This is a genomic window from Microbacterium sp. (genome assembly GCF_031180975.1).
In the GTDB taxonomy this organism is placed as follows: Bacteria; Actinomycetota; Actinomycetes; order Actinomycetales; family Microbacteriaceae; genus Microbacterium.
In genome coordinates, this window is sequence record NZ_JAPSLI010000014.1 from 18,024 (window position 1) to 29,859 (window position 11,836).

General features: G+C 70.6%; 6 protein-coding genes. 4 read left to right on the forward strand and 2 right to left on the reverse strand.

What is annotated here, in order from left to right; all coding sequences use genetic code 11:
- The first annotated feature begins 99 nt into the window (after window positions 1–99).
- Together nudC and RIF65_RS14960 are read left to right on the forward strand one after the other, a co-directional pair.
- The gene (gene nudC, locus RIF65_RS14955; RefSeq protein WP_309067044.1) at window positions 100–1,110 is read left to right on the forward strand and encodes an NAD(+) diphosphatase; all 1,011 of its coding nucleotides are present in this window, start codon (window positions 100–102) and stop codon (window positions 1,108–1,110) included.
- Window positions 1,107–2,828, forward strand: a complete 1,722-nt coding sequence (locus RIF65_RS14960) for an ATP-dependent helicase (protein ID WP_309067043.1) — start codon at window positions 1,107–1,109, stop codon at window positions 2,826–2,828. Before nudC ends, RIF65_RS14960 begins: the two co-directional genes overlap by 4 nt.
- A 1,276-nt stretch (window positions 2,829–4,104) precedes the next feature.
- On the opposite strand, the gene RIF65_RS14965 is transcribed toward RIF65_RS14960, so the two are convergent.
- Window positions 4,105–5,583 (reverse strand): zinc-dependent metalloprotease, encoded by a 1,479-nt coding sequence (locus RIF65_RS14965; RefSeq protein ID WP_309067042.1) that lies wholly within the window; start codon window positions 5,581–5,583, stop codon window positions 4,105–4,107.
- A 122-nt stretch (window positions 5,584–5,705) separates the two neighbouring features.
- Between RIF65_RS14965 and RIF65_RS14970 the strand changes: the two genes are divergently transcribed.
- Window positions 5,706–6,797, forward strand: a complete 1,092-nt coding sequence (locus tag RIF65_RS14970; RefSeq protein WP_309067041.1) for a YlbL family protein — start codon at window positions 5,706–5,708, stop codon at window positions 6,795–6,797.
- A gap of 85 nt (window positions 6,798–6,882) precedes the next feature.
- Window positions 6,883–9,789 (forward strand): UPF0182 family membrane protein, encoded by a 2,907-nt coding sequence (locus RIF65_RS14975; RefSeq protein WP_309067040.1) that lies wholly within the window; start codon window positions 6,883–6,885, stop codon window positions 9,787–9,789.
- A gap of 162 nt (window positions 9,790–9,951) precedes the next feature.
- Here the strand turns inward: RIF65_RS14975 and RIF65_RS14980 are convergent, their stop codons facing one another.
- On the reverse strand, window positions 9,952–11,415 hold the full coding sequence (locus RIF65_RS14980) for an amino acid permease (RefSeq protein WP_309067057.1): 1,464 nt from the start codon (window positions 11,413–11,415) through the stop codon (window positions 9,952–9,954).
- Between the last annotated feature and the right edge of the window lie 421 nt (window positions 11,416–11,836).

Sequence of the window (11,836 nt, forward strand, 5' to 3'; positions counted from 1 at the left end):
GTCGGCACGCCCACGCCACGCCCTTGCGCCGGTATACGGCGCGGCCCGGAGCCCACGGCCGCACGGAGCCGGCGCCGCATTCGAGACCAGGAGGATCGCATGGTCGCCCCGCACGACACCGTCGGCCGGGCCCCCGAGCTGCGCGTCGAGCCAGGCGTGCTCGACCGGCTGCGCGCGGACGGGTCCAGCCGGGCCGTCGTCGTGCGCGACGGCCGCGTCCGGCTCGACGGCGACACGGTGCGGCGGGTCGCCGCCGCTGACGTCGGGGATGCGGAGTGGGCGCTGCTCGGCCGGGATGTGGACGGTGCCGCAGTGCTGCTGGCATCCGTCGTCCCGACCACGCCGGAACCGCCAGAGGCGGCTGTGATCACGACCGAGGCGGACGCAGAGGAGCGCTGGCTCGGACTGCGCGAGGTCGGAGGATTGCTCGGGCCGCGCGAATGGGAGTTGCTGGTGTCGGCGGTCGCCCTGGCCGGATGGTTGCGCGACACGCGATTCTGCCCGGCGTGCGGGCACGCGCTGGAGGTGCGCCAGGCAGGCTGGTCGAAGTGGTGCCCGCAGTGCGGCAGCGAGCATTTCCCGCGCACCGACCCGGCGGTGATCGTCGCCGTGGAGAGTCCGGACGGGGAGAGGCTGCTGCTCGGAGCGAACGCGAACTGGGGTGGGCGGATGCACTCCTGTTTCGCGGGGTTCGTGGAGGCGGGGGAGTCGCTGGAGTCGACCATCCACCGCGAGCTCGCAGAGGAGGCCGGGGTTCGGCTCGGTGAGGTGAGCTACGTGGCGTCGCAGCCGTGGCCGTTCCCGCGGTCGCTGATGATCGGCTTCCGGGCCGTCGCCGTCGACGACGACGCCAGAGCGGATGGGGAGGAGATCATCGACGTGCGCTGGCTGACCAGGGCCGAGATCGGCTCGTCTCTCGCCGGCGACGGGCCGGTCGGGCTGCCCAGCGAGTCGTCCATCGCGCGGCGGCTGATCCGCGACTGGTACGAGGGGCGCGGGCGGGGTGCGGCGAATCAGCTGAGCGAGCGGAGCGAGTCGAAGTGCGGTGTGCTGAGCGAGCGGAGCGAGCCGAAGTGCGGTGTGCTGAGCGAGCGGAGCGAGTCGAAGTGAGCGCACTCGACGCCCTCGACGAACGGCAGCGCGAGGCGGCATCCGTGCTGCGCGGGCCGGTGGCGGTGCTCGCGGGTGCCGGCACGGGCAAGACTCGCGTGATCACCCACCGCATCGCGCACGGCGTGGACACCGGCGCGTACTCGCCGTCGCGGGTCATGGCGGTCACGTTCACGGCCAAGGCGGCCGGCGAGCTGCGCGGACGGCTGCGCGCCCTCGGCGTCGGCGGCGTCGCGGCGCGCACCTTCCACTCCGCGGCGCTGGCGCAGCTGAACTTCTTCTGGCCCACACTCACCGGCGACACCGCGCCGGCGATCGTCGACAACAAGGTACGGCTGCTCGGGCAGGCCGCGGACGGCATGCGGCTCCGGCCCGGCACCGCCACCCTGCGCGACATCGCCTCCGAGATCGAGTGGCGCAAGGTGTCGATGCTGTCCATCGAACAGTACGCAGAACAGGGCCGGCCCATCAGCGGCATCCGTCCCGAGCAGCTCGTGGAGCTGATGGCCGCCTACGAGGCGCTGAAGGACGAGCGACGGCAGCTCGACTTCGAGGACGTGCTGCTCGCCTGCGCCGGGATGCTGGAGACCGAACCGCGCGTCGCCGCCAGCGTGCGCGAGCAGTACCGTCACTTCACCGTCGACGAGTTCCAGGACGTGTCGCCGCTGCAGAACCGGCTGCTCGAGCTGTGGCTCGGCGATCGGCGTGACCTGTGCGTGGTCGGCGACGCGAGCCAGACCATCTACTCGTTCGCCGGTGCGCAGCAGCGCTTCCTGCTGGAGTTCGAGCGGCGCTGGCCGGATGCCACCGTGGTGCGGCTGGAGACCAACTACCGCTCGCAGCCGCCCATCCTCGCCGTCGCGAACGCGCTGATGCGCGGCCGGCCGGGGGCGCTCGATCTCGTGCCCGCCCGTGACGACTTCGCCGCCGAAGCGCCGACGGTCACCGCGTTCGACACTGAGACCGAGGAGGCCGAGGGCATCGCGGCGTCCATCGCCGCGCGGATCGCCTCCGGCGTCTCACCGGCCGACATCGCGGTGCTGTACCGCGCGCACGCGCAGTCGGCCGTGTTGCAGCAGGCGCTCGCCGCGCGGGGGGTCCCGACCAGCGTCCTCGGCGGCACCCGGTTCTTCGACATGCCCGAGGTGCGGCAGGCGGTGCTGGCACTGCGCGGCGCGGCGGTCGCGCCGACGGATGCCGGATTCCTGCCGACCGTCCGCGACGTGCTGCGCGGCCTCGGTCTGACCGAGGAGCCACCGGCCGCCGGCGGCGCGCAGCGCGACGGGTGGGAGGCGCGCCGGGCGATCCTGCGCCTGGCGGAGGAGGCGCCGGACGGCACGACGCTGCGCGAGTTCGCCGATGCGCTGATGGCGCGGGCGAAGGATCAGCACGAGCCCACGATGCAGACCGTCACGCTGTCCACGCTGCATGCGGCGAAGGGTCTGGAGTGGCCGCACGTCTACCTGTCCGGATGGGCGGAGGGTGCGCTGCCGATCTCGTACGCGTCGACCTTCGAGCAGGTCGACGAGGAACGCCGGCTGGCATACGTCGGCATCACGCGGGCCGCGCGTACTCTCGCGCTGTCGTGGGCGCGTTCCGCGGGACGAGGGGAGAGGGCGCCGTCGCGGTTCCTCGCCGAGATCGGGACGACGGCTCGAGGCACCGGCATCCTGCGTGATGTCGCACCGACCGCCAGGACCGGCGCCCGTCGGGGCTGACTCGCACCATCAGTCCCGCGCCGGGTGTGGGACTCCGCAGAAGGCGGGCGACCAGCGCCGCCGCCGCGGCGACCCTGGTGGCGGCGATCGGGGCAGCGGGGCGCCCGATGAGTTGCGCGTGCAGCATCGGCCACGCCGGGTCTCGCTCGCATTCGTGCGCGTCCCGGCACGCCAGGCAGGGCGTCGCACCCGGCACCACGAGCGGTCCCACGGTCATCGCGTCGCGTTCGAACGACACGGGCAGGTGCGCGACGTCCTCGCGGAGGTAGGGCGCGAGCTGCAGCGCGGCAGCCGCTCCCTCGATCACGATGATCCCGACGGTGTCCGACTCGTCGCGGGCACCCTGCGGCACGCCCTCGTCGCTCAGCGCCTCGCGCATCCGCTGCTGCACGCGCGGGTCGGTGACGTTGACGCCTTCGATCCACGCCGCCAGGGGCGCGGGGGTGTCGTCCACGAGCAGCGGGCGCAGCGCGGCGAGCAGACGGCGCGCCTCGTCGCGGGGCGCGCCCACGCCGTGCGCGACCACGTCGAACGACGACAGGCGGATGCCGTGCCGCAGGCGCATCAGCAGCGGCTCCACCCACGCGGCGTCGACGTGCACCCGCATGACGTCCTCCATGCCGAACTGCACAGTGCCGCCGTCGCGCCACAGCATCGGATAGCGGGGGTCCAGGCGTGTGATCGTCTGCGGCGTGAGCGGGCTCATGCCCCGATTGTGGTGCGCCGGCTTCCGCCGCGGGGTGGGATCGGACCATCCGTGGACAATCCGGCGCGGCGGGCGAGATGTGGAGGAGGATCGGATGCCGCGTGTGAGCGCCCCCACGCGCCTGCGCGGGCCCTCCGTCGTGCGTCGGCGCCGAGACCCCGGGTACGCGTCGACACCCCGGGTTGCGTGCGTCCGCAGGCCGGGGTGTGGGCGGCACGCCGGGGTGTCGGTGCTCGCGCCGCCGGGGATCGCACCGCGGGCTCGCCCGGTGGCCGGTCGTCCGTCGTGCTTCGGCGCTGACACCCCGGGTACGCGTCGATACCCCGGGTTGCGTGCGTCTGCACGCCGGGGTGTCGGCGGCAGGCCGGGGTGCGGGTGCTCGCGCCGCCGGGGATCGCACTGCGGGCTCGCCCGGTGGCCGGTCGTCCGTCGTGCTTCGGCGCTGACACCCCGGGTACCCGTCGAGACTCCGGGTTGCGTGCGTCCGCACGCCGGGGTGTCGGCGGCAAGTCGGGGTGTCGGTGCGTGCGCACCCTGCCCGCGATCACGCTCCCGCGATCACGCGCCCGGTCACACCGGGCGATCGCCCTCCGGTCGGTCGTCCGGGTTCGCCTCGTCATCCGGCGCCGCGTCGGGGCGGGGGCCCGGGTCACCGGCATCCGTGCCGCGGTCGCCCTCCGCAGAGCGGGAATCGTCGCTCGCGGTGCCGGAATCGTCGCTCTCCGACCCGGAGCCGCCGAAGTCGTCCCCCTCCAGCAGTCGAGCGAGGGCCTCGTCGAACTCGTCCGCGGCCGGTGTCTCCCCGCGCGCCGCGGCCTGCAGCCGGCCGATCAGCCGGGCCGGGTCGTCGATGTCCTCGGCCTGCGGCATCAGATCCGGGTAGTCCCACAGCGAGTCGCGGGCGGCCACGCCGACGGCATCCGTCACCGCCTCCCACATCGCCGACGCCTCACGCAACCGGCGCGGGCGGAGCTTCAATCCGACCAGGGCGCCGAGCGCGTCCTCGGCGGGGCCGCCGACGGCGCGGCGGCGGCGCGCGGCCTCGGCGATGCGAGGGCCGTCGGGCAGGCGGGCGATCGCATGGTTGGTGACCACGTCGACCCAGCCGTCCACCGTGGCGACCAGGTTCTCCAACCGGGTCAGCGCCTCACGCTGCGCTTCGGTCTGCTCGGGAAGCAGCGCACCGCCCTCGATCGCTGCGCGCAACTCCTCCGGGTCGGACGGGTCCAGCCGGCTGGCGACGTCCTCGAGGGCCTCGACGTCGACGGTCACTCCGCGGGCGAAGTCGGTGATCTGCGACAGCACGTGCAGGTGCAGCCACTTGGCGTGCCGGTACAGCCGCGCGTACGCCAGCTCTCGCACCGCCAGGTACAGCGCGATCTGGTCCTCCGGGATCTCCAGCCCCTCGCCGAACGCGGAGATGTTCTGCGGGATCACCGCGGCCGTGCCGGCCGGCAGCACCGGGATGCCCACGTCGCCCCCGGAGACGACCTCGCGCGACAGGTTGCCGAGCACCTGGCCGAACTGCGCTGCGAACAGCGACCCGCCGAGGCTGCGCATGAGCTGGCCCGCGCCCTGCACCAACCCCTGCATCTCCTCGGGCACCTGGGTCTGCAGCGCCCCGGTCAGCGCGTCGGCGATGCTCGTCGACACCGGCGCGGCGATCTCCTGCCACACCGGCAGCGTCTTCTCGACCCATTCGCCACGGGTCATCGGCTGCGGGGGAGCGGCGAGCTCGGAGATCGTGGTGGCCTCGCTCAGCCACAGGTTCGCCAACGCGAATGCGTCCTGCAGCGAAGAACGGGAGCCGTCGGTGATGCCCTGACCGTCGCGGTTCGCGATGTGCAGCGCCTGGCGCTTCGCGCTCTCCCACGGGTCTCCGCCGAGCACGCCCTGCACCTGCGACATGAAACCGGCCATCATCGCCGGATCGATGACGCCCATGCCGGAGAGCGCCTCGCGCATGGCATCCGCGTCGAACTCGCCTCCGGCCATCATGCGCCGCAGGAACTCCTCGAAGTCCGACGGGTTCTGTTCGTCATCAGCCATGCGATCGCACCTCTCAGCGTGCCCGTAGCGTGTGCGTTCTACGCTAGTCACACGATCCTGTGCTCGTCCCCGAAGCCTTCGGATCCTCAGTACGCCGCCCGCGAACGCCCCGGAGGTCTCCCGTGTCCCAACGCCGCAGTCCGCGGGTCGTCGCCGGGGTGACCAGCCTGAGCATCTCGCTCGTCGCGCTGGTGGGACTGACGTTCATACCCACGCAGTACGTGATCCAGCGCCCCGGCCCGGTCTACGACACCCTGGGTTCCGCTCGAAACGCCGACGGGGAGGCCGTGCCGCTGATCCACATCGAGGGCGCCGAGACCTACCCGACCGGTGGGGCGCTCGATCTTACCACGGTGCAGGTCATCGGCAACCGCCAGCGCACCCCGAGCTGGTTCGAACTGGCGATGGCGTGGGTGGACAGGACGAAGGCGGTCGTGCCGATCGACACGGTGTTCCCCGAGGGCGTCACCACCGAGCAGCGCGACGAGCGCAACGCCGCCCTGATGGTGGATTCGCAGCACGAGGCGACGGCCGCGGCGCTGAAGGAGCTGGGTTACGACGTGGGCGCGCGCGTCCAGGTCGTCGAGGCCGTGAAGGATTCCCCCGCCGACGGCGTGCTCGCCGAGGGCGACACGATCCTGGCGGCCGACGGCGTACCCGTCGATGCCGTCTCCACGCTGCGCGAGACGATCCAGAAGGGCGAGGGGGACGCGGTCGAGCTCACGGTCGAGAACGGGAACGGCACCCGCACCGTCGAGATCACCCCCGAGAAGGCGCAGGATGCCGCGGGCGAGACCGTCTGGCTGATCGGCGTCACGCTCGCCACCGACTACGACTTCCCGGTGGACGTCACACTGCAGCTCGACAACGTCGGCGGCCCCAGCGCCGGGATGATGTTCGCCCTCGGGATCATCGACACCCTCACGCCCGGCGAGCTGAACGGCGGCGAGAAGGTCGCCGGTACCGGCACGATCGACGCCGCCGGCACCGTCGGCACGATCGGCGGCATCCGCCAGAAGCTGTACGGCGCGAAGGATGCCGGGGCGGAGTACTTCCTGGCCCCGCGCGGCAACTGCAACGAGGTCGTCGGGCACGTGCCGGACGGCCTCGAGGTGTTCAGCACCGACACGCTGAGCGAGTCGTTGGAGATCCTGGAGACCATCGCCGAGGACGGCGACACGTCCGAGCTGCCCACCTGCAGCGCGGCCGGCTGACGCCCGCGCGTTCCCGCCGGTGAGCGACTTCCGCCCGCAGCGGACGTCGCGGCCCGTCCACAGCATGCCTGCCTAGGATGGAAGGGTGACCACGACCTCAGCGCCGAATCCGGCCACGCCTCGCGCCTCCCGTCGAATCCTCGCGATCTCGGTGGCGATCATCGCCGCCCTGATCGCGGCCTTCTTCGTTTTCGCGTCGCTCTACACCGAATACCTCTGGTTCGATCAGCTGAAGTTCGCGACGGTGCTGACCACCCAGTGGATCGCCACCGCGACGATGTTCGCGATCGGATTCCTCGGCATGGCCGTCCCGATCTTCGTCTGCATCCAGCTCGCCTACCGCCTGCGGCCGGTGTACGTGCGGCTCAGCTCGCAGCTGGACCGGTACCAGGAGGTCATCGAGCCGCTGCGGCGCCTCGCGATGTGGGGGATGCCGGTGTTCTTCGGCGTCTTCGCCGGATTCGCCGCCGCGGGTAACTGGGAGGTCGTGTGGCTGTGGGCCAACGGCGTCACCACCGACACCGTCGACCCGGAGTTCGGCGTGGACACCGGGTTCTACCTGTTCGCGATGCCGTTCTACCAGGTGGTGCTGGCCTTCGTCAGCGCCGTGCTCCTGCTGTGCCTGATCATCACCGCGCTGGTGTCGTACCTGTACGGGTCGGTGCGGATCGGGCAGCGTGAGCTGCGCATCTCGAAGCCGGCGCGCATCCAGCTCGCCGTGCTCGCCGGGCTGTACCTCGCCGCGCAGGCCGTCAGCCTGTGGCTGGACCGCTACCTGACCTTGGTGTCGCCCGAGGGCCGAATCACCGGTGCGGCGTACACCGGCGTGAACGCCACGATCCCGGGCCTCGCGATCCTCTCGATCCTCGCCGCCGTGGTGGCGGTGCTGTTCTTCGTGACGGCGGTCATCGGCCGTTGGCGCTTCCCGCTGGCCGCGACCGCACTGTTGATCGTCGCCTCGCTGGTCGTGGGCGTCGGCTACCCGTGGGTGGTCACCACCTTCCAGGTGAAGCCGAACGAGAACGCCTATCAGGCTCCGTTCTACGACCGCAACATCGAGAGCACCAAGGAGGCGTACGGCGTCGCCGACATGGAGGTGACGCCGTTCAAGGCCGCCACCGACACCGAACCCGGGCAGCTGCGCGAGGACGCCGAGACCACGGCATCCGTCCGCATCATGGACCCGGCCATCATCAGCCCGACCGTCCGCCAGCTCGAGCAGTACCGCTCCTACTACCAGTTCACCCAGGAGCTGGACGTGGACCGCTACGAGATCGACGGCAAGATGCAGGACACCGTGGTGTCCGTGCGCGATCTCGACATGACGAAGCTCGGCGGCGGTGACAGCTGGAACAACCGCGTCGCGGTGTACACGCACGGCTACGGCCTCGTCGCGCTCGCCGGCAACCAGCGCACCAGCGACGGTGAGCCGGTGTTCCTCGAGCGCGGCATCCCGTCATCCGGATTCCTGACCGAGAGCGAGAAGTTCGAGCCGCGCGTGTACTTCGGGGAGTCCTCGCCGGAGTACTCGATCGTCGGCGCCCCCGAGGGCACCGAGCCGGTCGAGATCGACTACCCGCGCGGTCAGGACGGCGCGAGCGACACCAAGACGACCTTCACGGGCGACGGCGGTCCGCGCATCGGCAACACGTTCACGAAGCTGCTGTACGCGCTGAAGTTCCAGTCCGAGCAGATCCTGTTCTCGAACCTGGTCAACTCGGAGTCGCAGATCCTGTACGACCGCGACCCGCGCACCCGCGTGTCGAAGGTGGCGCCGTACCTGACGCTCGACCAGGACGCCTACCCGAGCGTGGTGGACGGCCGGATCGTGTGGATCGTGGACGGCTTCACCACGAGCTCGACCTACCCGTACTCGACGACGGTCAGCCTGCGCGACGCGATCGCGGACTCGCGCACCCCGGCCTCGGCCGTCGCGTTCGACAACATCAACTACATCCGCAACTCGGTGAAGGCGACCGTCGACGCGTACGACGGCTCGGTGAAGCTGTACGCGTGGGACGCCGAGGACCCGATCCTGAAGGCGTGGCAGAAGGTGTACCCCTCGACCGTCGAGCCGATCAGCAAGATGTCGGGCGACCTGATGAGCCACGTGCGCTACCCGACGGACCTGTTCAAGGTGCAGCGCTCGATTCTCGGGGTGTATCACATCGACGATGCGCGTTCGTTCGCGCAGGAGGACAACCGCTGGCAGACGCCGGACGACCCGCGCGCCAAGGACCAGCTGCAGCCGCCGTACTACCTGTCGATGAAGATGCCGGGGCAGGACTCGCCGCGCTTCTCGATGTTCTCCACGTTCATCCCCGCCGCGCAGCAGGGCGAAAGCCGTGAGGTGCTGATGGGGTACCTGGCGGTGGATTCGGATGCCGGATCCGAGGCGGGCAAGAAGGCGGAAGGCTACGGCAAGCTGCGGCTGCTCGAGATCGACACGGCGACGACCGTCCCCGGCCCCGGTCAGGTGCAGAACACCTTCGACTCGGACACCACCATCGCCGACCAGCTGAACGTCCTTTCGCTCGGCAAGTCGGACGTGAAGTACGGCAACCTGCTCACGCTGCCGGTCGGCGGCGGACTGCTGTACGTGCAGCCGGTGTTCGTGCAGTCGTCCGAGGGCACGAAGCTGCCCAACCTCCGCAAGGTCCTGGTCGCATTCGGCGACCGCGTCGCGTTCGAGGACACCCTCACCGAGGCGCTGGACGTGCTGTTCGGCGGCGACGACGGCGCGGCGGCCGGCGATGGCGACGTGGAGCCGACGGAACCCGATCAGGGCGGCACGCCGGGAGACGGCGGCGGTGAGACGCCGCCCGAGCCGGCGGATGCCGAGAAGCAGGCGCTCGAGGAGGCGCGCGCGGCGCTCGCCGCCCGCGAGGCCGCGCTGAAGGCGGGCGACCTGGAGAAGTTCGCCGCCGAGGACAAGAAGCTCACGGCCGCCATCGAGAAGCTCCTCGCGATCTCCGGTCAGTCCACCGAGTGACCTCGAGGCGCGAGACGCGCTGACGGAATGCCGGTCGCCCCTTCGGCGGCCGGCATTCCTGCGTGTGCCGGCGCCGGCGTGGGAGCGTAACTCCGGTGGGAAGCGCTCTGGACCGGACTTAGGGTCCCATGCTGCGGGGACGGGCGGAGCCCCGGCGCCGTGTCAGCGGGACTCGCCGGCCCGTTCGAACTCGTCGTCGGAGTCGCCGGCCGCCTCGGACTCGTCGACGGCTGCCGGCCCGTCCTGCGCGGCGACGGGGATGGCGGCCGTGACCGGGATCACCGGGATGGCGGCGGTCACGTCGACGAGCTCCATGCGCCGCCTGCCCGCGCCGCGCACGAACCCGAAGTAGACGATCGCGAGCACGGCGATCCAGATCGCACCGACGACCAGTGCGGCGCGGCTGTCGGGAATGACGCCGATGAGCACGATGACGAGCCCGATCACGCCCATCGCGAGATAGTTGCCGACCGGCCAGAACGGGGCGGGGAACTCGGAGGGCAGGCTGTCGCGGCGCTTGATCTCGGCCTTCATCCTGGCGTGCGAGATGAGGATCATCAGCCACACCACGACCGTCGCGAAGGTCGCGAGGGCCGCGATGAGGAAGAAGATCTGGTCGTGGAACCAGACGTTCAGCAGCACGCCGATCAGCAGCGCGCCGACCATCGTCAACACCGTCAGGAACGGCACGCCCGACTTCGTGGTGCGGGCGAACGCGCGCGGCGCCTGACCCTGCTCGGCAAGGCCGTGCAGCATGCGGCCGGCGGCGAAGATATCGGCGTTGATCGCCGACAGCGCCGCGGTGATCACCACCACGTTCAGGATGTTCGCGGCGCCGGCGAGACCCAGGCCGCTGAAGATGGACACGAACGGGCTGGCCTCGCCGTCGATGGTGTTCCAGGGCTGGATCATCATGATCACGGTGAGCGCCAGGACGTAGAAGAGCAGGATGCGCACGGGCACCGAGTTGATCGCGCGGGGCAGCACCTTCTTCGGGTTCTCGGCCTCACCCGCCGTGATGCCGATCACCTCGGTGCCGCCGAAGGCGAACATCACGATGGTGAGCGAGGCGAGCACGCCCCACAGGCCGTTCGGCGCGAAGCCGCCCTCGGCGACGAGGTTCGCCGCTCCGGTCTCATGACCAGTGGGGTTGGCGAAGCCGAACACGATGATGGCGATGCCGCCGACGATCATGGCGACGATGGCGATGATCTTGATCAGCGCGAACCAGAACTCGAGCTCGCCGAACACCTTGACGCTGGCGAGGTTGACCGCGGCGATCACGAAGACGACGGCCAGGATCCACACCCAGCGCTCCACCTCCGGGAACCAGAAGCCCATGTACACGCCGAACGCGGTGACGTCGGCGAGCGCGACGACGAACATCTCGAAGGTGTAAGTCCAACCGGTGAGGAACCCGGCGAAGGGCCCGACGTAGCGCGACGCGTACTGTCCGAACGACCCTGCCACCGGGTGCCGCACGGCCATCTCGCCGAGGGCGCGCATGACGAGAAAGATCACCGCGCCGCCGAGCATGTAGGCGAGGAGGACGGCGGGCCCTGCGGTCTGGATGGCTGCCGACGAGCCGTAGAACAACCCGGTACCGATCGCCGAGCCGAGCGCCATGAACTGGATGTGACGGGCGGTGAGCCCGCGACGCAGGCTCCCTGTGGGCTCGGTGGTGCTCACGGTTCTCCTTCGAAAGGGGGATGGGCCGGTGGGATCGGCGCGATCGGACCGCGGCGCCTTCCGGCCGGACAGCCTCCATAGATGAAAACCCATCGCCGGGTCTGCGAAGGGCGTTTCAGGCAGAACTTGTCTGAGATGACAGACGCGCGTCCCGATGGGAGGGTAAGTCAGGTGGGAAGGGCTCTGGACCGGACTCAGGGTTCCATGCTGGGAGCCCGCGGCAGCACCGGCCGGGGGTTATCGGCAAGAAAGTGTGGACGGGTTCTCGTATTAGCCGCGTGATTTCGCGGTAGAACGGGGATCGGTATGGTTCACGATCCATAGTCGTGAAGCCTCCGACGAACTCGGCACGTTGTTT

Coding starts and splice junctions, on each gene's coding strand:
- RIF65_RS14980 (WP_309067057.1), bottom strand. CDS start 11,415: ATGGCGCTCGGCTCGGCGATCGGTACCGGGTTGTTCTACGGCTCGTCG.
- RIF65_RS14965 (WP_309067042.1), bottom strand. CDS start 5,583: ATGGCTGATGACGAACAGAACCCGTCGGACTTCGAGGAGTTCCTGCGG.
- nudC (WP_309067044.1), top strand. CDS start 100: ATGGTCGCCCCGCACGACACCGTCGGCCGGGCCCCCGAGCTGCGCGTC.